This is a genomic window from Ferrovibrio sp. (assembly GCF_025869515.1).
Lineage (GTDB): Bacteria > Pseudomonadota > Alphaproteobacteria > Ferrovibrionales > Ferrovibrionaceae > Ferrovibrio.
The window spans coordinates 1-22,563 of record NZ_JAOZVR010000004.1; the positions used below are offsets into that span (position 1 = coordinate 1).

The window sequence follows — 22,563 nt, forward strand, 5'->3', positions numbered from 1 at the left end:
GGTGCAAACCGGTCGGGCGCGGCATCATCCCCTGTTGTATGCCGCGCCCTTTTCTTTTCTGATAGGCGTATGACCGACTCCGCCATCGCCATCCAGCCCGCCACCACGCCCGACGATCTAGCCGCGGTGCGCCGGCTGTTCACCGCCTATGCGCAATCGCTGGATTTCAGCCTCTGCTTCCAGGGGTTTGACGAGGAACTCGCGGGCCTGCCGGGGAAATATGCCCCGGCCGAGCGCGGCGCCCTGCTGCTGGCCAGACTGGACGGCGAGGCGGTCGGCGTGGTCGGCCTGCGCGACCTCGGAGACGGCATCGCCGAGATGAAGCGGCTCTATATCGATCCGGCCGGGCGTGGCCATAATTTCGGCCGCACGCTCACCGATGCCGTGCTGGCCGAGGCGCGCCGCTACGGCTACCGCGCCGTCCGGCTCGACACCTTCCCCTCGATGGTGGCCGCCAACCGCATCTACGATGCCCTGGGTTTTCACGATATTCCGCCCTATTACGACAATCCGCTGCCCGGTGCCCGGTATCGTGAACTCAAATTATGAACATTGTTCATTTTAATGAACAGTGATACGGTTTCCTCATAATCAGGAGGAAGCCATGTCGAAAACCGAGCCTTTCGTTCTGTATGAGCGCGACGGCCGCGTCGCCCGCATCACGCTGAACCGGCCCGAGCAGCTCAATGCCATCCATGAGACGACGCCGGACCTGCTGCGCGCCGCAGTGGAGCGCGCCAATGCCGATGACGAGGTGCATGTCATCCTGCTGACCGGCGCCGGCCGTGCCTTCTGCGCCGGCTACGACCTCAAGGAATATGCCGAGGCGCCGCGCCCGGTGAAGGGCAGCCAGGACATGCCCTGGGATCCGCTGGTGGATTACCAGTGGATGCGGCATTCGACCGACTGCTTCTTCAGCCTGTGGCGTTCACTGAAACCGGTGGTCGCCAAGATCCGCGGCTATGCGGTGGCGGGCGGCAGCGACATCGCGCTGTGTTGCGATCTGGTGGTGATGGCCGAGGATGCGAAGATCGGCTATCCGCCGGCCCGCATCTGGGGCTGCCCGACCACAGCGATGTGGGTCTATCGCCTGGGCGCGGAAAAGGCCAAGCGCATGCTGCTGACCGGCGACCTGATCGACGGCAAAACAGCCAAGGAGTATGGCCTGGTGATCGATGCGGTGCCCGAGGCCGAACTGGATGCCCATGTCGAGGCGCTGGTGGCCCGCATGGCCAGCGTGCCGAAGAACCAGCTGATGATGCAGAAGCTGATGGTGAACCAGGCCTATGACAATATGGGCCTGAATTCGACGCAGACGCTGGCCACGCTGTTCGACGGCATCACCCGCCATTCGCCGGAAGGCGTGGCTTTCAAGGCGCGCTGCGAACAGATCGGTTTCAAGGCCGCCGTCAAGGAACGCGACGGCGGTGACCCGCTGGCCTGGAAAAATGCCCGCTGACCTTCTGGAAAAGAAGAGGACCGGCCGACGCGAGGCCGTCCGTGCCTTCAAGCGTGAGGCGATCCTGCAGGCGGCGCGCAAGATCTTTGCCCGCGACGGACTGGATGGTGCGACGCTCCGCGCTATCGCCGCCGAGGCGGGGATTGCGGTCGGGACTGTCTATCTGCATTACCCGGCGAAAGAATCGCTCTATGCCGAACTGCTGGCAGGTTCGCTGGCCGATCTGCAGAAGCATCTGCGCGATGCGGTGACCAGAGCGATGCCGGACGACCAGCTGATGGCGGGCGCGCTGGCCTTTTATGACTTCTATCGTCAACGCCCCGATGACCTCTATCTCGGTCTCTATCTGGGGCAGGGATTGCGGCCGGCTGGCCTGACACCGGAACTGGATCGACTGCTCAATGGCCGCCTGATCCAGTGCTACACGGTGCTGAGCGATGCCATGCGGCGCCAAGTGCCATCGGAGGCGCCGCCGCTGGATGCAGACATGCTGCGGGCGGAAACGGTTTCCCTTGCGGCAGCCACCGGCGGGGCGCTGATGCTGGAAGTCACCGGCCGCCTGAAGGTGCTGGGCGATACCGGCAAGGCGGTGGTGCGCCGCCATGTCGAGCTATTGGTTCAAAGGTTGCGCGCGGCGTCATGAGGCGCGAACATAGGCGCACCCCCATCCACAGCCTTCATTCAGAGAGTCTCCCTTGAGCAATTTCCGCGAAACCTACCGCGGCTCGGTCGCCGCCTGGGAATGCGACCAGTACGGCCATATGAACGTGCAGTTCTACACCGCCCGCATCAGCGACGCGGCTGCCAGTGTTATGCTGGCGGCCGGCTTCGGACAGAAGGCCTTCAAGGAGCTGAAGCTCGGCATCGCTGCGGTGAATGCCGAAACGCGCTTCGTATCCGAGCTGCATGCCGGCGACCTGATCCGCATGGAAAGCGGCGTGGTGTTTGCAGAAGGCAAGAAGATCAAATTCCATCATCGCGTCTACAATGCCGAGACCGGCGCGCTCTGCATGCAGGCCGAGGTGCTGGCGCTGTGTTTCGACCTGGTGCAGCGCAAATCCGTCGCCCTGCCGGCCGATCTGGAAGAGGGCTTCAAAGCGGTGCGCGTGGATCCCGCTGCGCTTGCCGGGCAGGTGGCGGTTCCGACCACTGAAGATGGTTTCGTGCCGACGGGGCGTTCGCCGGTACAGCCGTGGGAATGCGACCGCATGGGGCATCTGAACGTGCAGTTCTATCTCGCGCGCTTTGCCGAGGCCGAGAAGCAATTGCTGCTGGCGCTGGGCTACGGTCCGACGCGGCGCCAGGCCGACAAGGTCGCTGTACGGCCGCTGAAGCACCGCATCCAGTTCAAGCGCGAGAATCACGAAGGCGCCGTGCTGCGCGTGCGCAGCGGCATCCGCAAAGTAGGCGCCGATCGGCTGTTCCTGTGTCACGAACTCTATGAGGCGGAGACGAACACTCTGTCGGCCACCTGCGAGGCGGAAGTGGTTCTTGATCGTCTGGATGGCGGCGGTGCGCTCGCTTTTCCACAGGACGTGACAACGGCCGCCGATGCGCTGGCCGCCCAGCTCAAGGCGCCACCGCCGCCAGCGCCGCATACCGGCGTGCCGGTACCGCAGGCGCCGGTGGCCGGCATGTACGAGACCTGCCGCGGTGGCGTCGACCGCTGGGAATCCGAGGAAACCGGCCGCATGGCGACACGCTTCTACATGGCCTGCTTCTCGGCGGCGGCCGGCAACATGCTGGCCGGCGGTGACCTCACCGCCGACAGGATGCGCGAACACAATATCGGCTCGGCGGCGCTGGATTACACCATCGACTATTTCCGGCCGCTGACCATCGGCGATGCCTATTACGCCCGCACCGGCATGCTGGAGCTGCGCGAAAAGACCTGGCGCTTTTTCCATTTCATGCTCGACAGCAATACAAACCAGCCGGTGGCGCGGGCAGAGATTGTCGCCGTGCTGTTCGACCTCAAGGCGCGCAAGTCGATTGTTATGCCCGAGATGGTGCGGGCGGCGTTTTCCAAGCGGCTGGTGACGACGCCGGCTAGCTAAAGAAAGACCCTCACCCTCCGTCTCCCTCTCCCGCTTGGCGGGAGAGGGAGGGACCCGCCGCGTCAGCGGTGGGAGGGTGAGGGCGGATGACTCATAAATCTCTGGGTCCCCGCTTTCGCGGGGACGATGTTTCTGGTTGAGTGACGGTTCCATGGGAACGCTCCTCAATGTCTCGCTGCCCTTTTTCGGCCTGATCTTCGTCGGCTATGCCGCCGGCTATACCCGCATCATCACGGCGCAGGCCTATCTCGGCCTCAATGCCTTCGTGATCTGGTTCGCCCTGCCGGCCATGCTGTTCATCAAGATGGCCTCGGCGCCGGTCTTTGCTGCCTTCGACTGGAAGTTCGTCGCCGCCTATAGCGGTGGCGGGCTGATCGCCTATGCCTTCACGGTGGGCCTGAGCCGGCTGCTGTTCACGGTCAACTGGGGCGAGCGCGCCGTGCAGGGCATGAGCGCCAGCTTCGGCAATGTCGGCTTCATGGGATTGCCGATCCTGGTGACGCTGTTCGGCGATGCCGCCGTGCTGCCCGCCGTGCTGATCATCGTGTTCGACCATATCCTGCTGATCCCGCTCACCACCGCGCTGATCGAGGGCTCCAACGGCGGCCATGCCTCGCTGGGCGCGATCTTCCGCCGCGTCGCCAGCGGCATGGCGCGCAACCCGCTGATCCTCTCGACCTTCGCCGGCCTGCTCTGGGGCCTGACCGGCCTGAGCCTGTTCAGCCCGCTGGAGACGCTGCTCAACCTGCTGGCCAATGCTTCGGCACCCTGCGCGCTGTTCGCGCTCGGCCTCACCCTGGTCGGGCGGCCGATCTCCGAAGGGCTGGAGCAGGTGTCGGTCGCCGCCATCGGCAAGCTGGCGGTGCATCCCATCGTGGTGTGGATGCTGGCGGCCTATGTGCTGAAGCTCGATCCGTTCCTGACGGCGGTTGCCGTGATCCAGGCCTCGATGCCGACGGCGGCGAATGTCTACATCCTCGCCACCCAGCAGAATACCTATGTGCAGCGGGCGTCCAGCACCATCCTGGTGACCACGGTGATCGCCACCGTCACGGTGTCGGCCTTCATGGTGCTGTTTACGGCTTACTGAGGCCACAGCCGGTCAGATGTCGGCGTAGATTTCCAGCAGGTTGCCGTCCGGATCGCGGAAGAACAGCGTGCGATGCCCGAAAGACTGGTCGGTCGGCGGCTCGAGCAGGGCAACGCCCTGCCGCAGCAACTCCTCGGCGCAGCGGTCGACATCGGGCGGCGTCACCTTGAAAGCCAGCTGCAGCGCGGCGCTGCCCCTCGGCACGGGGGTATCGGCAGCCGTGCGTCGCGCGATCGACAGCGCCAGCGTATTGCCGCCGAGCTGATATTCGATCCAGCCGGCGGACAGTTCGCGGGCCAGCGGAAAGCGCAGGATGTGCTCGTAGAAATGCCGCATCGCCGCCATGTCGCGCACGAAGATCACCGTGTAGTCGATGGCGCGGATGGCCTGAAAAGGAGATGGCGGACGGGGTGGGGTCACGGCAACGGCTCCTGCCAAAGGCTACAGCTTGGTCCGCACCGACCAGAGTTCGGGGAAGAAGCTGCGCTCCAGCGCCTGGCGCAGATAGGTCACGCCGGCGCTGCCGCCGGTGCCCTGGCGCATGCCGATGATGCGCTCCACGGTTTTCATATGGCGGAAACGCCATTGCTGGAAGCTGTCTTCCACATCGACCAGTTCCTCGGCCAGTTCATAGAGGTCAAAATACCGCTCGGACTCGCGGTAGATCGCGGCCCAGACATCTTCCACGCGGGCATCGGCCTGGTGCGGTCTGGTCACGTCGCGTTTGAGAATATCATCCGGCACCGGCAGGCCGCGACGGGCCAGCAACCGCAGCGCTTCGTCATAGAGGCTCGGTGCGGTGAAGGCGGCCTCCAGCGGGCCATGGATATCGGGGCGGTGCCGGTGCGGCTTCAGCATCAGGGCATTTTTGGCACCCAGCTTGAATTCGATCTGGCGATACTGCCAGGACTGGAAGCCCGAGGAAGAACCCAGCACCGGGCGGAAGCGCAGGTAATCCGCCGGCGTCATGGTGGCCAGCACATCCCAGGCCTGGATCAGCTGCACCTGGATGCGCGAGACGCGCGACAGGCATTTGAAGCTGGGGCCCAGGGTGTCGGCGCGGATATGGGCGATCGCCATGTCCAGTTCGCTGTTCAGCAGCTTCATCCACAGTTCCTGCACCTGGTGGATGGTGATGAACAGTAGTTCATCCTGCTCGGCCGATAGCGGCTGCTGCGCCGACAACAGGGTGTCGAGGCGCAGATAGTCGCCATAGCTCATGCGGTCGGAGAAATCGGTCTGGATGCCGTCCGTCGTCATGGTCTTGCTCCCGGAATTATTTTAAGATTAAAATATTCCGCGCCTTCCGGAAAGCGTGAAATGACCCAACTCGACCTGAAACAGCATTTCTCCCGGTTTCTCGGCAGCGACCCCTGCTCTGATTCAAAAGGGGGGCGCCTGCATTTCGCCGCCCACAGCCATTCCTGCTGGCCCGATGCCAGCCGGGCGGGGCAGCTGCTGGCCTGGGACGATGCCGCCCGGCTGATCGACGGCAAATGGGAGCATGTGCTGGGCAGCGTGCTGCCGCAGGCCCAGGGCCATGTGGCGCGGCTGCTGAACTTGCCCGATCCGCAGAGCGTGGTGTTTGCGCCCAACACCCATGAGCTGGTGAAGCGGCTGCTGTCCTGCTTTCCGGCAGACAAGCCGATCCGGCTGCTGACCAGCGACAGTGAATTCCATTCCTTCGCCCGCCAGATCGCGCGCATGGAGGAAGAGGGGCTGGTGCAGGTGACGCGCATACCCAGCGCGCCATATGAAAGTTTTGCCGCGCGTTTCGCGGCCGCCGCCAGGGCCGGCTTCGACCTGATCTTTGTCAGCCAGGTGTTTTTCAATTCCGGCTTCGCGGTGGAAGAGATCGGCGCCATTGCCGCCGCAGCCGGCGAGGCGATGCTGGTGATCGATGGCTATCACGCCTTCATGGCGCGGCCGGTCGACTGGTCGGCCTTTGCGGCGCGCGCCTTCTATCTGGCTGGCGGCTACAAATACGCCATGGCGGGCGAGGGCGCCTGTTTCATGCATTGTCCGCCGGGCTGGGGTGCGCGGCCGCGCGATACCGGTTGGTATGCCGCCTTCGGCGCGCTCAGCGGCGCGCAGGACAACCGCACTGCCTATGCCGAGAGCGGCTGGCGTTTCATGGGTGCCACCTTCGATCCGTCAGGGCTGTATCGCTTCAACGCCGTGCAGGACTGGCTGGTGGCGCAGGGCATCGGCGTGGCGACGATCCACGACCATGTGCGCAGCCTGCAGAAGCGGTTTATTGCGGCATTGCCGGCAGGGCCGCTACAGGCCGCGCAGCTGGTGGTGCCGGACAGCCTGCCGCACGGCAATTTCCTCACCTTCGAGCTGCCGGATGCCGAAGCCGTGCAGCAGCGGCTGATGCGGGCGCGTGTGGTCACCGACCATCGCGGCAGCCGTCTGCGCATCGGCTTCGGCCTGTATCACACGGCGGACGATGTCGAGGCGCTGCTGGGCCGGCTTCAGGATTTATAGGACGCGTCCTTCGCATCCAGCATCCGCAGCAGTCCGCCCCAGGCCAGGCCGCTGACATCGATCTTCATGCCGCGCACCTGCTGCCTGACCAGCTCCTGCACGCCGGGCCGGGCCGGATGCAGTTTCGCGCCGCCGGCGAGTGTCCGCACCTGGGCCTGACAGGCGCGCTCCAGCATGTGGATGTTGAGGAAGGCCTGGGCCACGGTCTTACCGCAGGCCAGCGTGCCGTGATTGCGCAGGATCATCAGGTTATTGCTGCCGAGATCGGCGACCAGCCGCTCGCGCTCATCGAGGTTGAGGGCAATCCCTTCGAACTCGTGATAGCTCAGCGTGCTCAGCGCCACCATGGCGGTCTGGCTCAGCGGCATCAGGCCATCGGCCATGGCCGACACGGCGATGCCATCGCTTGTATGCAAATGAAGCACGCAGCCGACATCGTGCCGCGCGGCATGCACGGCGGAATGGATGGTGAAGCCAGCCGGATTGATAATGTGATCGGTGGGCGAGACGATATTGCCGTCGAGGTCGACCTTGACCAGCGAGGAGGCGGTGATCTCGTGGAACATCCAGCCATAGGGATTGATCAGGAAATGATGGTTCGGGCCGGGCACGCGGGCGGAAATATGCGTGAAAATCAGGTCGTCCCAGCCGTAATGCGCCACCAGGCGATAGGCGGCGGCGAGGTCGGTGCGCACCTGCCATTCTTCCGGTGTGACCTGCGTGCGAATATCGGCAACCGGTTTGAGTGCTGCTGCGGCCGTCATAGCGTTCCTCCGATCATTTTTTATTGAACTTTAGTCTGGGCCGCTTCCCCGGCTGCGTCAAACCGGCGGTTTGCACAAAATTGTGCAATGCGGTGCATAACCCGCCCGTAAAAATCCGCTTGCCCCGGACAACGTATACGCCCAATGATGGCGGCGCTCGAATTTACGCACCGATTCAAAACACGGCCGGAAACCGGCGATAACATCCTTGGGAGGATACGATGACCGAGCGTACAGACACCCCCATTGCGTCCAAAAAGACCGGCCGTCGCCAGTTCCTGCGCGGGACCGGCATCGCGGCCGGTGCCGCAGCCGCCACAGTGGCTATGCCGAGCGTGTCGCGGGCCCAGACGGTGACCCTGAAGTATCAGTCGACCTGGCCGACCAAGGACATCTTCCACGAGATGGCCGCCGATTATGCGACCCGCGTCAACGAGATGTCGGGCGGCCGCCTGAAGCTCGATGTGCTGGCGGCCGGTTCGGTGGTGCCCGCCTTCGGCATGCAGGATGCCGTGCATAGTGGCGTGCTGGATGCCGGCCATGGTGTCACCGCCTACTGGTACGGCAAGCACAAGGCCTTCTCGCTGTTCGGCACCGTGCCACCGTTCGGCTGGGATGCCAATGGCGTGCTGGCCTGGATGGCCTATGGCGGCGGCAACCAGCTGTATAACGAACTGGTCCGCGACATCCTGAAGCTCAATATTGTCGGCTTCATCTCGGGTCCGATGCCGTGCCAGCCGCTCGGCTGGTTCAAGAAGCAGGTCAAGACGGCCGACGACCTGAAGAACCTGAAATACCGCACGGTTGGCCTGTCGGCTGACGTATTCAAGGAAATGGGCGCGGCGGTCACTATCGTTGCCGGTGGCGAAATCGTGCCGGCGATGGATCGCGGTCTGCTGGATGCGGCCGAGTTCAACAATCCGTCGTCGGACAAGCTGCTCGGCTTCGCGGATGTCTCCAAGGTCTACATGCTGCAGAGCTGGCATCAGGCTGCGGAAGCCTTCGAGATCATCTTCAACAAGGCGAAATACGATGCTCTGGCGACCGAGCAGAAGCAGATTCTGAAATATGCCGCCGAGGCAGCCTCCTCAGACATGTCGTGGAAGGCGCTCGACCGGTATTCCAAGGATCTGGCCGAGCTGCAGACCAAGGACAAGGTCAAGGTTTACACCACGCCGAAGGCGGTGATGGATGCCCAGCTCAAGGCCTGGGACACTGTGCTGCAGGCGCAGAACCAGGAAGCCTTCTTCGCCAAGGTGATCAAGTCGCAGCTGGACTGGGTGCGCCGCACGGTGCGCTACGAGCTGCTCAATACGCCGAACCGCCAGGTCGCCTACAATCACTTCTTCGGCCAGAAGAAGAAGGGTTGAGTTTGTTGGCATGAGTAGGTGCGGGAACCGCCGGGCAACCGGCGGTTCCCGTCGTTTAAGGGTATCGCGTAAAAACCGCGTAAACGGAGCGGTGGGGGCAAATGGACAATCGTTTGGTTTTCTGGATCGAGACGATCAACACCTGGGTCGGCAAGCTGTTCGGCTGGTGCATCGTTCTGCTGACAGCAGCGACCAGCTATGAGGTCTTTGCCCGCTATGTGCTGAAAGCGCCGACGGAATGGGCTTTCGATGCGGCCTATATCCTGTATGGCACGCTGTTCATGATGGCCGGCGCCTATACACTGGCGCGCAACAGCCATGTGCGCGGCGACTGGATCTACCGCAATTGGTCGCCCCGCACACAGGCCAAGTCAGACCTGATCCTGTATTTCATCTTCTTCTTCCCCGGTATCATCACGCTGCTCTATACAGGCTGGGACTATGCCGCCTATTCCTGGTCGGTGAAGGAGCGCAGCCTGTTCACGCCGGCCGGCCCGATCATCTACCCCTTCAAGACGGTTATCCCGATCGCCGGCGCACTGCTGATCCTGCAGGGCTTTGCCGAGGTGATGCGTTGTATCTACTGCATCAGAAACGGCAACTGGCCGCCACGGCTGGGCGATGTGGAGGAACTGGAGCAGGTGCTGCAGAAACAGTATGCCACTGAGGCCGGGGAGAACGGTAAATGACGGACCCCCAGGTCGGTATCCTGATGCTGGTGGTGTTTCTGTTCGCCATCGGTCTCGGCTTTCCCATCGCCTTCACTCTGATGGCCATCGGCGTCGGCTTCGGCTACTACGCCATGGGCAACCACATCTTTGAACTTTTCGTGCAGCGCACTTTCAGTGTCATGGCCAATGACGTGCTGATCTCGGTGCCGCTGTTCCTGTTCATGGGCTACATCGTCGAGCGTGCCAATATCCTCGACCGATTATTCCTGAGTATCGAACTGGCAGCGAAAAACCTGCCAGGCTCGCTGGCGGTTGCCACGCTGCTGACCTGCGCGCTGTTTGCCACAGCCACCGGCATTGTCGGCGCCGTGGTGACGCTGATGAGCCTGCTGGCTCTGCCGGCCATGTTGCGTGCAGGCTATGATCCCAAGCTGGCGGCCGGCGTGGTCTGCGCCGGCGGCTGCCTTGGCATCCTGATTCCGCCCAGCGTGCTGCTAATCCTCTATGGCGCCACGGCGGGCGTGTCGGTGGTCAAGCTCTATGCCGGTGCCTTCCTGCCTGGCCTGATGCTGGCCGGCATGTATATGATGTATGTGATCGGCCGTGCCATCATCAATCCGTCGCTGGCACCCAAGCCACCGAAGGAGATTCTGGATGTGCCGGTCGCCAAGGTGATCTGGGCGCTGGCAACATCGTTTCTGCCGCTGGCGCTGCTGATCACCACGGTGCTGGGAGCGATCCTGTTCGGCCTGGCGACGCCGACCGAGGCGGCCGCCGTGGGGGCCGCCGGTGCGGTGGTGCTGGCGATTGCCTATAACAGCTTCAGTTTCGCCAAGCTGACCGAATCGGTCTACCTGACGGCGCGCTCGGCGGCGATGGTCTGCTGGCTGTTCGTCGGTTCGGCCACTTTCTCGGCGGTCTTCGCTTATCTGAACGGCCATGAAGTGGTGCGCGCGTTGATCGACTATCTCGATCTCTCGGGCACCCAGTTCATGATCCTCGCCCAGTTCATCATCTTCCTGCTGGGCTGGCCGCTGGAATGGACCGAGATCATCGTGATCTTCGTGCCGATTTTCATGCCGCTATTGCAGCATTACGGCGTCGATCCGCTGTTCTTCGGCATCCTGGTGGCGCTGAACCTGCAGACTTCGTTCCTGACGCCGCCGGTGGCGATGGCGGCTTTCTACTGCAAGGGCGTGGCACCGAAATCGCTTTCCATCGACGAGATTTTCAAGGGCATCTATCCCTTCGTCGGCATGGTGCTGATCGCCATGGTTATGCTGTATGTGTTCCCGGAAATTGCCCTGTGGCTGCCGGATCAGCTGTACGGTGGCGGCGCGAGCGGCGCGGCGGATGCGATCCCGACCGATGGTCTGCCGCCGCTGGATGAAGGCGGCAGTGCCAGCACCCTGTTCGATGCACCGGGCACCAGCACCGAGCCCGATGCGGTCACCGAGCCGGCGGAAGACGAGGATGAAGTGCCGCTACCCGACGAGGACTGAGCGACAGTCAACCAATAAAAAGGGCCGGGGAAACCCGGCCCCTTTCTTTTGTGCTCCGCACAGCCTCAGGCGGCGTAGAAGGTCTTGCCCTGGGCCGCCATGTCGCGCAGCAGCTTGGGCGGCGTGAAGCGGGCGCCGAATTTCTGGGCAAGCTGGTCGCATTCGGCCACAAAGGGCTGCACACCGACAGTGTCGATATTGCTGACCGTGCCACCCCGGAAGGGCGGGAAGCCCCAACCCATGATCGAACCGACATCGGCATCGCGCACGTCGATCACCACCTTTTCCTCCAGGCAGCGCGCGGTCTCGACCGACTGGATATAGACCAGGCGCTTGATCACGTCTGCGAGAGCCGGCTGTTCGGCCTTGACCGGGAAGTGCTTGCCCAGCTCGGTCCACAGCCGCTTCTTGCCATCGGCGGGATACTCATAGAAGCCCTTGGCCGCCTTCTTGCCCATGCGGCCGAGTTTTTCGACCATCAGGTTCAGCACCGGCTCGGAACCATCGGCCTTGTAGGCATCGCCGAGATCCTTGCGGGTCTGGGTCCGCACGCGATGCATCAGCTCCAGCGACACCTCGTCGGCCAGCGCCAGCGGACCGACCGGCATGCCGGCGGCCTTGCCGGCATTCTCGATGATCGCAGGCGCCACGCCTTCGGCCAGCAGGGTGAGGCCTTCGGTGACGTAGGTGGCAAACACGCGGCTGGTGTAGAAGCCGCGGCTGTCGTTGACCACGATCGGCGTCTTGCGGATTTTCTTCACGAAGTCCATGGCGCGGGCCAGCGTCTCGTCCGAGGTCTGCTTGCCGCGGATGATTTCCACCAGCGGCATCTTGTCGACCGGCGAGAAAAAGTGGAGTCCGATGAAATTGGCCGGCCGGCTGCTGGCTTCTGCCAGGCCGCTGATCGGCAGTGTCGATGTGTTGGAAGCGAAGATGGCGGTCGGTTCAAGCTGCGCTTCGGCCTTCCTGGTCACATCGGCCTTGATGGCACGGTCCTCGAACACGGCTTCGATGATCAGGTCGCAGCCCTTGAGGTCATCGTAGGAGGTTGTCGCCCTGATCAGGCCGAGCTGTTTTTCCTTGTCGGCCTCGCTGGCGCGCCTGGATTTGATGCGCTTGTCGAGCAGTCCGGCGCTGTAGGCCTTGCCCTTGTCGGCCGACTCCTGGGTGCTGTCCAGCAGCACGACCTGGAGGCCGACCGAGGACGCGGCCCAGGCAATGCCGGCACCCATCATGCCGGCACCGAGGATGCCGACCTTGGTATAGGCCTGGGTTGGCACGTTCTTCGGCCGGTTGGCCAGCTTGTTGGCCTCGCCGATCGAGAAGAACAGTGAGCGGATCATGTTGCGCGCTTCCTTCGACTGGGTGCAGGCGACGAAATAGCGGCTTTCGATCTTCAGACCGGTATCGATATCGACCAGCATGCCCTCGTAGACGCAGGACATGATGTATTGCGCGTTGGGATAGTTGCCCATGGTCTTGGCGCGCAGCATGGCATTGCCTGCGGTGAAGACCTGGGCGCCTTTCGGCGTATTGGCGGCCTCGGGTACGCGGAAGCCCTTCTGGTCCCAGGGCTTCACATGACCGGTCTGGCCCTCGCCCAGAATCCAGGCCTTGGCGCGGGCGAGCAGATCCGCAGGCGCCACGATTTCATCGATCATGCCCAGAGCGAGCGCGGCCTTGGGGTCGACCTTCTTGCCTTCCAGCATCATGGGGAGCGCCTTGGACACGCCGATCAAACGCGGCAGGCGCTGGGTGCCGCCAGCGCCCGGCAGCAGCCCGATGGTGGCTTCCGGCAGGCCGATCAGCGCTTTGGGGTTGTCGGCGGCGATGCGGCGGTGGCAGGCGAGGCAGATTTCATAACCGCCACCCAGCGCAGTGCCGTTCATCGCGGCAACAAAGGGCTTCCCGGCCTTCTCGATGTCGCGGAACAGCTTCTGCAGGGCAAAGCTGTTCTGCAGCGCCCTGGCGGGGTCTTTGGACTCCTCCAGCATGCTGACCAGATCGCCGCCGGCGACGAAGTCATTCTTCGCCGAAGCGACAATCACGCCCTTCACCGCCTTGTCCTGGACAGCCTTGTCGACAGCCTCGCGGAAGGCCGCGATGCTGGCCCTGTTCATGACGTTCATCGACCGGTCGGTCATATTCCAGGTAATGGAGGCGACGCCGTCGCCATCAACAGTGTAATCGATCATGTTTCTACCCTGTATCTTTAGCAGCGCTCAGACGCGCTCGATGATGGTGGCGGTGCCCATGCCGGCGCCGACGCAGAGCGTGATGAGCGCCGTGCTCTTGCCGCTGCGCTCCAGCTCGTCGACCATGGTGCCCAGGATCATCGCGCCGGTGGCACCCAGCGGATGGCCCAGCGCGATGGCGCCGCCATTCACGTTGATCTTGTCATGCGGGATGTTGAGCGCCTGCATGAAGCGCAGCACCACCGAGGCAAAGGCCTCGTTCAGCTCGTAAAGGTCGATATCCGACGGCTTCATGCCGGCCAGCCGCAGGGCCTTTTCGGCCGCAAACGACGGCCCGGTCAGCATGATGGTCGGCTCCGAGCCGACCGAGGCGAAGCTGCGGATGCGGGCGCGCGGCTTCAGCCCGGCCTTCTTGCCGGCTTCGGCATTGCCGATCAGCACGGCGGCGGCACCATCGACGATGCCGGAGGAGTTGCCGGCATGATGCACATGCTCGATGCGCTCGACCTCGGGGTAGCGCTGGGTGGCAACGGAATCAAAGCCGAACTGCTCGCCCATCACCACGAAAGACGGTTCCAGTGCGGCCAGGCTCTGCATGGTGGTTTCAGGCCGCAGATGTTCGTCGCGGTCCAGCACGGTCAGGCCGTTGATGTCTTTTACCGGGATGATCGACTTCTTGAAGCGGCCTTCGTCCCAGGAGCGCTTGGCGCGTTTCTGACTCTCGACCGCGTAGGAATCGACATCGTCGCGGCTGAAGCCGTATTTGGTGGCGATCAGATCGGCGGAGATGCCCTGCGGCACGAAATATGTTGAAATCGCCACAGCCGGATCGGTGGCCCAGGCGCCGCCATCGGACCCCATCGGCACGCGGCTCATGCTTTCCACGCCGCCACCGATCGCCATCTGCGACTGGCCCGACATCACCTGGGCGGCCGCCATGTTGCAGGCTTCCAGGCCCGAGGCGCAGAAACGGTTGACCTGCACGCCGGCGGTGGTTTCGGCATAGCCGGACTGGATCACGGCGACGCGGGCGATATCGGCGCCCTGTTCGCCCACCGGCATGACGCAGCCGAGCACCACGTCATCCACGAGAGAGGTGTCGAGTTCATTGCGGTCGCGCACGGCTTCCAGCGCCGTTGTGGCAAGACGCATCGGGGTCACTTCATGCAGCGCGCCGCTGGCGCGGCCCTTGCCGCGCGGCGTGCGCACGGCGTCATAGATGAAGGCTTCGGTCATGGTCTCTCTCCCTTGTCTTTGCTTTTTCCGCCGGGTACCCGGATTACAATGTACGGCTGATCAGTTCCTTCATGATTTCATTGGTGCCGCCATAGATGCGTTGCACACGGGCATCGGCATAGGCGCGGGTGATCGGATATTCCCACATGAAGCCGTAGCCGCCGAACAGCTGCAGGCAGCGGTCGAGGATCTTGCACTGCAGGTCGCTGCACCAGTATTTCGCCATTGCCGCGGTGGCGACATCCAGCTTGTGCTCGGCCACCATGGCAATGCACTGGTCGACGAAGACGCGGGCGATCTGCGTTTCGGTCTTCATCTCGGCCAGTTCGAACTTGGTATTCTGGAAATCGATAACCGGCTTTCCAAACGCCTTGCGCTCGCGGGTGTAGTCCACCGTCCACTTGACGGCGGCTTCGCAGCCAGCCACCGCCATGATGGCGATCTGCAGCCGCTCCCAGGCCAGTTCCTGCATCAGGTAGAAAAAGCCCTGGCCCTCGCCGCCCAGCATGTTTTCCGGCGGCACGCGCACATCGGCGAAGAACAGTTCGGACGTATCCTGCGCCTTCATGCCGAGCTTTTCGAGATTGCGGCCCTTGGTGAAGCCTTCACGGCCGGCCTCGACCAGGAACAGCGTGGTGCCCTTGGCGCCTTGCTTGGGGTCGGTCTTGGTCACGACGATCACCAGATCGGCATTCTGGCCGTTGGTGATGAAGGTCTTTTGGCCGTTGATGACGAATTCGTTGCCGTCGCGGATCGCGGTGGTCTTCACCGCCTGCAGATCGCTGCCGCCGCTCGGCTCGGTCATGGCGATGGCGCCGATCACTTCGCCGGTGGCCATCTTCGGCAGCCACTTCTTTTTCTGCTCTTCCGAGCCATAGGCGAGGATATAGGGCGCGACGATGTCGGAATGCAGCGAAAAGCCCGGACCGGAGCAGCCGGTATAGGCCTGTTCTTCCATCAGGATCGCCGAATACAGCCGGTCGACGCCGGAGCCGCCGTATTCTTCCGGCATGGTGGCGCAGAGGAAGCCGTTCTCGCCGGCCTTGCGCCACACCTCCTTCGGCACCACGCCGTCTTCTTCCCATTTGGCGTGGTGGGGGACGACTTCGCGCTCGAAGAATTTGCGCGCTGCGTCGCGGAACATCTGATGGTCGTCACCATAGATGCTGCGCGGGATGCCGTATTCGGTCATGCGTTCGTTTCCTCCGACTGGACTTGAGCCGTCCCCTGGACGGCTTGCCTGTTAGAAATTGGCGGCCTTCAGCATCATGGTGCTCTCGCTGCCGGCCTGGATCTTGGCCAGTTGTGCCGCCGTATCGGGCAGCATGCGGTCCATGAAGAAGCGGGCGGTGATCAGCTTGGTTTCGTAGAAATCCTTGTCCTCGGCACCTTCGGCCAGCTTCTGCTTAGCGACGGCAGCCATCTTCGCCCACATGTAGCCGAGCGCGACCAGCGCGAAGAGGTTGAGGTAGTCCCACGAAGCGGCGCCCGCTTCATCCGGATTCTTCATGCCGCGCTCGCTGACCACGGCCGTCGCGGTCTGCAGGCGGGCGAAGCCCTTGGCCAGCGGCATGACGAAATCCTTGCCGATCGCCGGATCCATCATCTTCTCCTCGATGAAGCTGGAGACCGGATGGAAGAAGCGGCGGGCGAGGCGGCCGATGCCGGTTGGCAGCTTGCGGCCGACCAGGTCGAGCGCCTGGATGCCGTTGGCGCCTTCATAGATCATGGCGATGCGGGCATCGCGCACGAACTGCTCCATGCCCCATTCGGCGATATAGCCATGGCCGCCATAGACCTGCTGGGCCATGGTGGCGCACTGGTAGCCGTAATCGGTCATATAGGCCTTCACCATCGGGGTGAGGAAGGCGACCAGATCGTCGGCCTCCTGACGGCGCTGCTCGTCCGGATGCTTGGCGGCGATGTCTAGCTCGATGCCGGTCCACAGCGCCAGTGCGCGGCTGCCCTCGACGAAGGCCTTGATGGTCATCAGCATGCGCCGGATGTCCGGATGCACGATGATCGGATCGGCAGGCTTTTCCGGGTTCTTCGTGCCGGTGATCGAGCGGCCCTGCAGGCGGTCGTTGGCATAGGTCAGGGCATTCTGGTAGGCGACCTCGGCCTGGGACAGGCCCTGCACGCCGACGCCGAGGCGGGCGGCGTTCATCATCACGAACATCGCCTGCATGCCCTTGTGCATCTGGCCGACCAGCCAGCCCTTGGCATTGTCGTAGTTCAGCACGCAGGTGGAATTGCCGTGGATGCCCATCTTGTGCTCGATCGAGCCGCAGGACACGCCGTTGCGGGCGCCGAGCGAGCCATCGGCATTGACCAGGAATTTCGGCACCAGGAACAGGCTGACGCCCTTGATGCCTTCCGGGCCGCCCGGAATCTTGGCCAGCACCAGGTGGATGATATTCTCGGCCATGTCGTGTTCGCCGGCCGAGATGAAGATCTTGGTGCCGGTGACCAGGTAGCTGCCGTCGGTCTGCGGTTCGGCCTTGGTGCGCATCAGGCCCAGATCGGTGCCGCAATGCGGCTCGGTCAGGTTCATGGTGCCGGTCCATTTGCCCGATGCCATGTTCGGCAGATACATGTCTTTCTGCTCTTCCGAACCATGCCGCAGCAGCGCCTCGTAGGCACCATGGGTCAGGCCGGGATACATGGCAAAGGCCATGTTGGCCGAGGACTGGATTTCCGCCATGGCGATGCCCAGTACATGCGGCAGGCCCTGGCCGCCGTATTTCTCTTCCGCGGTCAGCGCGCCCCAGCCGGCCTCGCAATACTGTTTGTAGGCTTGCTTGAAGCCGGTCGGCGTGGTGACCACGCCATTGTCCCATTTACAGCCCTCAAGGTCGCCGACGCGGTTCAGCGGCGCGGTGACCTCGCTCATGAACTTGCCGCCTTCCTCCAGCACGGCGTCGACGACGTCGCGGCTGGCATCGGTGAAGCCCAGTTGGTTGCTCATGTTTTCCATCTGCAGCACATCGTGCAGCACGAACTGGAAGTCCTTGATCGGGGCGGTATAGCTCGGCATGGCCTTGGTCTCCCTTGACGCCGCTTAATTGCGCAGCGGCTTGCCCTTGGTGAGCATGTGTTCGATGCGGTCCAGCGTGGCGTTGGTCTTGATCAGCGCCATGAAGTTCTCGCGTTCAAGCTCCAGCAGCTTCTTCTCGGTGATCACCTCGGTGATATCGGTGTTGCCACCCGAGACCACATTGGCCAGCGCACCGGAGACCACCACGTCATGCCTGGTCGCCTTGCCCTGCTGGAAGAAACCGTCCACCGCCAGACTCATCGCCGCTTTGGCGGTCGGGCCCGGCAGGCTGATTTCCACCGGCACCGGCGGCTTGTAGTCCTTGGCCAGTTCCAGCGCCCTGGCCTTGGCATCGGCCAGCAGACGGCGGCGGTTCATGGTGATGCCGTCGCTGTCGCGCAGGATCAGCATGTCGCGTGCTTCCATCGCCGAGGTCGCCACCTTGGCGGTCGAGATCGCCTCGAACACCTGGGCCAGCGCCGGCATCGGGCCGCCGGGGCGCTTCTTGTTGGTGATGGCGCGGGTGATCAGCTCCTTGCAGCCGCCCCAGCCAGGGATGACGCCGACGCCGACTTCGACGAGGCCCATATAGCTTTCGGCATGGGCCTGGATGGCCGAGGAATGCAGCGTGATCTCGCAGCCGCCGCCCAGCGCCATGCCGGCCACCGCCGACACGACCGGGAAGGGCGCGTATTTCAACTTCATATAGGCATCCTGGCCTTCGCTGATGCCCTGCTCGATGGCAGGCCACATGGCGATATTGGCCTGGAACAGCGCGATGCCGACATTGGCGCCGACCGAGAAGTTGTCGGAGTCCGAGCCGATGATCAGCGCCTTGAAGCCTTTCTTATCGATCTTGGCGGCTTCCTTCACCATCGTGATGATGTCGGCATCCACTGCATTCATCTTGGTGTGGAATTCCAGGCAGACGACGCCGTCGCCCACATCCCACAGGCTGGCGCCGCGGTTCGACGCGATCGGCTGCTTGCCGCGCTTCATGTCGGCCAGCATCCAGGCATCGGGCGCCACGACGATTTCGGCATAGTCGCCCTTGGTGGTCAGGCGATAGGCCTTGCCGTTCTCTTCCTTGTAGAAGGGACGGCCGGCGGCGACTTCCACCATCTTCGGCACCGGCATGCCGGCGGCCTTCAGCTTGTCGGCAAACCATTGCGTGCCAAGCTGGTCGATCTGCTCGAACGGGCCGTATTTCCACGCATAGCCGGTCTTCATGGCGATATCGACGGCCATGATGTCGTCGACGATCTCCGGCACCAGGTCGGCGGCATAGCTCAGCACGCGGCTGGCGACGCCCCAGGCATACTGGCCGCCCTTGTCTTCATGCTCGACCAGGGCGCGAAGGCCTTTGCGCGCCACTTTGGCCGATTCCAGATTGGCGCGCTTGGTGGCGCGGTATTCGCCGGTCTTGAGATCGAGCGCTTCCTTGCCGCGGTTGCGGTAGAAGCCGCCCTTGCCCTTGCGGCCGGTATAGCCGTCCTTGATCATCTTCTGCATCAGGGCGTTCAGCGGATGGTCCGCCTTGTAGAACTGCAGCAGCGGATCGGTCTTGGGCAGGGTCCTCAGCATCGAGCCGACCACATGCGGGCCGAGGTCGATACCGGTGAGGTCGGCCAGGCCGAAGATGCCGGTCTTGGGAATGCCCATCGGCTTGCCGACGATACTGTCGGCTTCCTCGACGGTGAGGCCCATGTCATAGGCCAGCGCGGTGGCGACCGTGGACCAGTAGATGCCGATGCGGTTGGCGATGAAGCCCGGGCGGTCCTTGCAGTCCACCACTTCCTTGCCGAGCTTGACGTCGCCGAACTGGCGCAGCGCGTCGATCACGCCGGGCTTGGTCTTCGGGCCCTTCACCAGTTCGAACAGGCGCATGTAGCGCGGCGGATTGAAGAAATGCGTCACCGCGAAATCGGCGGCGAAGCTTTCCGGCAGGCCTTCGGTCAGCAGATCGAGCGGGATCGTCGAGGTGTTGGAAGTGACGATCGAGCCCTTCTTGCGCTTTTGCTCCAGCTGGGCGTAGAGCTTCCGCTTCAGCTCGACATTCTCGATGATCGCCTCGCAGATCCAGTCCACATCGGCCAGCTTGTCGAGGTCGTCTTCCAGGTTGCCCGGCGTCACCAGCTTGGCGACGCGCGGATGCATGAAAGGCGCCGGCTTGGTCTTCAGCATCTTTTCGATGGCGCCCTTGGCCAGGGCGCTGCGGTCATTCGCACCGGTCGGCACGATATCCAGCAGGATGACGGGGATGCCGGCATTGGCGACATGGGCGGCGATGCCGGACCCCATCACACCGGCGCCGATCACCGCGACTTTCTTGATCTCGGTCATGGTCTGACTGCTCCGATGCGGCTTAGACGGCTTCCAGGACGGTGGCGATGCCCTGACCGCCGCCGATGCACTGGGTGGCCAGCGCGAACTGCTTGCCTTCGCGCTTCAGCAGCGACGCAGCCTTGCCGGTGATGCGTGCGCCGGTGGCGCCCATCGGATGGCCCAGCGCGATGGCGCCGCCGTCCAGGTTGACCTTCTTCATGTCGTATTTGGCTTCCGCCACGCAGGCCATGGCCTGGGCGGCAAAGGCTTCGTTCAGCTCTATGATGTCGATATCGCCCAGCTTGAGCCCGGCACGGTCGAGCGCCTTCTTGGTGGCCGGCACCGGGCCGATGCCCATCAGCTCCGGCGCGCAGCCGGCAACGGCAACCGACTTGATGCGGGCAAGAACCTTGAGGCCATGCGCCTTGGCGAAATCTTCCGAGCAGACCAGCGTGGCCGAGGCGCCATCGGTGAGCGGCGACGAGGTGCCGGCGGTGACGGTGCCGGCGGCATCGAAGGCCGGATTGAGGCCGGCGAGACCTTCGGCGGTGGTTTCCGGGCGGATGCAGCCATCCAGTTCGACGCGGTTGTTGCCGTCGACGATGGCCACGATCTCGTCCTTCAGCTTGCCGGCCTTCTGGGCGGCGAGCGCCTTGGCATGGCTTTCGACGGCCATCTCCTCCTGCGCCTTGCGGTCGATGCCGTATTTCTTGGCCAGATTTTCCGCCGTGACGCCCATCGAGACATAGGCCTGCGGATATTCCTTCAGCAGCTTCGGATTCGGCAGGGTATTGAAGCCGCCCATCGGCACGCGGGTCATGCTCTCGACGCCGGCGCAGATGAAAGCCTCGCCGGCCTTCATCTGGATGGCGCCGGCGGCCTGGTGGATGCTCTGCATCGACGAGCCGCAGAAACGGTTCACCGTGGTGCCGGCGGCTTCCTGCGGCAGACCGGCCAGGAAACTGATCAGGCGGGCGACGTTGAGGCCCTGTTCGCCCTCGGGGAAGGCGCAGCCGACGATCACGTCCTCGATGGCTTTGGGATCGACGCCGGTGCGCTCGATCAGCGCCTTGATCACCTGTGCGGTCAGGTCGTCGGGGCGAACCTTGGCCAGGGCGCCCTTGCGGGCCAGCGTGAAGGGCGAGCGGGCGTAGCCGGCGATCACCACGTTGCGCATCATGACGATGTCTCCTTGCGAGGACGGATTATTATGTGGTTTCGGAAACAGAAAACTTGCGCCGGCGCCGACGGTTCGGCGCCGGGCTTATCCGGCCATGGCCTTATTCGGCCACGGCGGCGAATTCGGTGGTGTGGCTGCGCACGAATTCCTTGAACGATACCGCCGCCGGGCCCCGGTCGCGGTTCATTTTCAGGAAGTCGTCCAGAATGCGGACATCCTGTTTCAGCTGCGTGATGGCCTCTTCGATATCCTGCCGCTGGGTTTCCAGGGCGGCGAGGCGGTCGCGCGAGCGTTTGAGCGTCAGGGTCAGTTGCTCGATGCGGCCATCGCCCAGATCATAGAGGTCGATCATTTCGCGGATTTCGGCCAGGCTGAAGCCGAGCCGCTTGCCGCGCAGGATCAGCAGCAGGCGGGCGCGGTCGCGTTTGGCGTAGACCCGCATCATGCCCTGACGGGACGGATGCAGCAGGCCCTTGTCCTCATAAAAGCGGATTGCGCGCGCCGTGACTTTGAATTCATGCGCCAGATCGGTGATCGTGTAGGTCTTGTTATCCGACACGGGTAAGCCCTCCCTAAAGGCTCTGTTCTAACGTTGGATGGAGTCTTAGTTTCCGTTTACGTCAACGTCAATCCGAATCTCATTCGCGCGCATATTTTTGATAAAAATACTGGAAAACAGGGAATTATGATCGTAAACTGATCAGTAAAGCGAACGGAGGAAACAGCAATGTCCGACAATCGGATAAAGAGCTATGGCGAATTCTGGCCGTTTTACCTGCGCGAGCATGCCAGACCGGTCACCCGGGTCTGGCATTACTGCGGTACCACCCTGGCGCTGGCCTGTCTGGCAGCCCTGGCCGCCACCGGGGCCTGGCCCTGGCTGGTCGGCGCGCTGCTGATCGGTTACGGCCCGGCCTGGATCGGGCATTTCTTTTTCGAGAAGAACAAGCCGGCCAGTTTCAAATATCCGTTCTGGTCGTTCTTCTCGGACTTCCGCATGTATTTCGCCTTCCTGTCCGGCACGCTCGGACGCGAACTCGAGCGTGCGGGGGTGCCGGCGCAGGGCAGCATGTCGGTGCCGCTGGCCAAGTAAGGCCCGGCTCGGACGATTCGCCCGGGAAAATCACGGTTTGGCAACCATAGCCGTGGCAGTTTGGCGCCAGACCTTTATAAGAAATTGAGCTTTA

20 protein-coding genes are annotated in these 22,563 nt (G+C 63.2%); 10 read left to right on the top strand and 10 right to left on the bottom strand.

Annotation, left to right across the window (positions count from 1 at the left end; translation table 11 throughout):
• Positions 1-69: 69 nt before the first annotated feature.
• From OJJ21_RS00375 to OJJ21_RS00395, 5 genes are all read left to right on the top strand, one after another.
• Entirely contained in the window at positions 70-549 is a 480-nt protein-coding gene (locus OJJ21_RS00375; protein ID WP_297682222.1) for an N-acetyltransferase, read from the top strand.
• 55 nt (positions 550-604) lie between these two features.
• Positions 605-1,459: a crotonase/enoyl-CoA hydratase family protein gene (locus OJJ21_RS00380; RefSeq protein WP_297682224.1), complete on the top strand. Its 855-nt coding sequence runs from the start codon at positions 605-607 to the stop codon at positions 1,457-1,459.
• The gene (locus OJJ21_RS00385) at positions 1,449-2,102 is read left to right on the top strand and encodes a TetR/AcrR family transcriptional regulator (protein WP_297682226.1); all 654 of its coding nucleotides are present in this window, start codon (positions 1,449-1,451) and stop codon (positions 2,100-2,102) included. Before OJJ21_RS00380 ends, OJJ21_RS00385 begins: the two co-directional genes overlap by 11 nt.
• A gap of 52 nt (positions 2,103-2,154) precedes the next feature.
• Positions 2,155-3,516: a thioesterase family protein gene (locus tag OJJ21_RS00390; RefSeq protein WP_297682228.1), complete on the top strand. Its 1,362-nt coding sequence runs from the start codon at positions 2,155-2,157 to the stop codon at positions 3,514-3,516.
• Between the two features lie 151 nt (positions 3,517-3,667).
• The gene (locus OJJ21_RS00395) at positions 3,668-4,606 is read left to right on the top strand and encodes an AEC family transporter (protein ID WP_297682230.1); all 939 of its coding nucleotides are present in this window, start codon (positions 3,668-3,670) and stop codon (positions 4,604-4,606) included.
• 12 nt (positions 4,607-4,618) lie between these two features.
• On the opposite strand, the gene OJJ21_RS00400 is transcribed toward OJJ21_RS00395, so the two are convergent.
• Positions 4,619-5,026 carry a VOC family protein gene (locus OJJ21_RS00400; RefSeq protein ID WP_297682232.1) on the bottom strand — a complete coding sequence of 136 codons (408 nt, stop codon included), beginning with the start codon at positions 5,024-5,026 and terminating at the stop codon, positions 4,619-4,621.
• Positions 5,027-5,047: 21 nt separating this feature from the next.
• On the bottom strand, positions 5,048-5,866 hold the full coding sequence (gene kynA / locus OJJ21_RS00405) for a tryptophan 2,3-dioxygenase (RefSeq protein WP_297682234.1): 819 nt from the start codon (positions 5,864-5,866) through the stop codon (positions 5,048-5,050).
• A 60-nt stretch (positions 5,867-5,926) separates the two neighbouring features.
• Here kynA and OJJ21_RS00410 point away from each other — a divergent pair, with 60 nt between their 5' ends.
• Positions 5,927-7,096, top strand: a complete 1,170-nt coding sequence (locus OJJ21_RS00410) for an aminotransferase class V-fold PLP-dependent enzyme (RefSeq protein ID WP_297682236.1) — start codon at positions 5,927-5,929, stop codon at positions 7,094-7,096.
• Here OJJ21_RS00410 and OJJ21_RS00415 read toward each other — a convergent pair.
• Positions 7,084-7,860: a class II aldolase/adducin family protein gene (locus OJJ21_RS00415; RefSeq protein WP_297682238.1), complete on the bottom strand. Its 777-nt coding sequence runs from the start codon at positions 7,858-7,860 to the stop codon at positions 7,084-7,086. The genes OJJ21_RS00410 and OJJ21_RS00415 overlap by 13 nt on opposite strands.
• Before the next feature lie 221 nt (positions 7,861-8,081).
• On the opposite strand from OJJ21_RS00415, the gene OJJ21_RS00420 reads away from it, so the two are divergent.
• The 3 genes from OJJ21_RS00420 to OJJ21_RS00430 all read left to right on the top strand — a co-directional run bounded on the left by OJJ21_RS00420 (position 8,082) and on the right by OJJ21_RS00430 (position 11,403).
• Positions 8,082-9,230, top strand: coding sequence for a TRAP transporter substrate-binding protein (locus OJJ21_RS00420; RefSeq protein ID WP_297682239.1), 1,149 nt, complete (start codon positions 8,082-8,084; stop codon positions 9,228-9,230).
• Between the two features lie 101 nt (positions 9,231-9,331).
• Complete coding sequence (locus OJJ21_RS00425; RefSeq protein ID WP_297682241.1) at positions 9,332-9,919, top strand: TRAP transporter small permease subunit; 588 nt, start codon at positions 9,332-9,334, stop codon at positions 9,917-9,919.
• Positions 9,916-11,403: a TRAP transporter large permease subunit gene (locus OJJ21_RS00430; protein WP_297682242.1), complete on the top strand. Its 1,488-nt coding sequence runs from the start codon at positions 9,916-9,918 to the stop codon at positions 11,401-11,403. The genes OJJ21_RS00425 and OJJ21_RS00430 overlap by 4 nt, the downstream gene beginning before the upstream one ends.
• Before the next feature lie 65 nt (positions 11,404-11,468).
• Here the strand turns inward: OJJ21_RS00430 and OJJ21_RS00435 are convergent, their stop codons facing one another.
• From OJJ21_RS00435 to OJJ21_RS00465, 7 genes are all read right to left on the bottom strand, one after another.
• On the bottom strand, positions 11,469-13,598 hold the full coding sequence (locus tag OJJ21_RS00435; RefSeq protein ID WP_297682243.1) for a 3-hydroxyacyl-CoA dehydrogenase NAD-binding domain-containing protein: 2,130 nt from the start codon (positions 13,596-13,598) through the stop codon (positions 11,469-11,471).
• 27 nt (positions 13,599-13,625) lie between these two features.
• Positions 13,626-14,834, bottom strand: coding sequence for an acetyl-CoA C-acetyltransferase (locus OJJ21_RS00440; RefSeq protein WP_297682245.1), 1,209 nt, complete (start codon positions 14,832-14,834; stop codon positions 13,626-13,628).
• A 43-nt stretch (positions 14,835-14,877) separates the two neighbouring features.
• The gene (locus OJJ21_RS00445; RefSeq protein ID WP_297682247.1) at positions 14,878-16,026 is read right to left on the bottom strand and encodes an acyl-CoA dehydrogenase family protein; all 1,149 of its coding nucleotides are present in this window, start codon (positions 16,024-16,026) and stop codon (positions 14,878-14,880) included.
• Between the two features lie 51 nt (positions 16,027-16,077).
• A complete protein-coding gene (locus OJJ21_RS00450; RefSeq protein WP_297682249.1) occupies positions 16,078-17,871 on the bottom strand; it encodes an acyl-CoA dehydrogenase C-terminal domain-containing protein in 1,794 nt (597 codons plus the stop codon).
• A gap of 24 nt (positions 17,872-17,895) precedes the next feature.
• On the bottom strand, positions 17,896-20,214 hold the full coding sequence (locus OJJ21_RS00455) for a 3-hydroxyacyl-CoA dehydrogenase/enoyl-CoA hydratase family protein (protein ID WP_297682251.1): 2,319 nt from the start codon (positions 20,212-20,214) through the stop codon (positions 17,896-17,898).
• Between the two features lie 22 nt (positions 20,215-20,236).
• Positions 20,237-21,373: a thiolase family protein gene (locus tag OJJ21_RS00460; RefSeq protein ID WP_297682257.1), complete on the bottom strand. Its 1,137-nt coding sequence runs from the start codon at positions 21,371-21,373 to the stop codon at positions 20,237-20,239.
• A gap of 103 nt (positions 21,374-21,476) precedes the next feature.
• Positions 21,477-21,935, bottom strand: coding sequence for a MerR family DNA-binding transcriptional regulator (locus OJJ21_RS00465; RefSeq protein ID WP_297682253.1), 459 nt, complete (start codon positions 21,933-21,935; stop codon positions 21,477-21,479).
• A gap of 168 nt (positions 21,936-22,103) precedes the next feature.
• On the opposite strand from OJJ21_RS00465, the gene OJJ21_RS00470 reads away from it, so the two are divergent.
• Positions 22,104-22,469 (top strand): DUF962 domain-containing protein, encoded by a 366-nt coding sequence (locus OJJ21_RS00470; RefSeq protein WP_297682255.1) that lies wholly within the window; start codon positions 22,104-22,106, stop codon positions 22,467-22,469.
• Positions 22,470-22,563 lie beyond the last annotated feature (94 nt).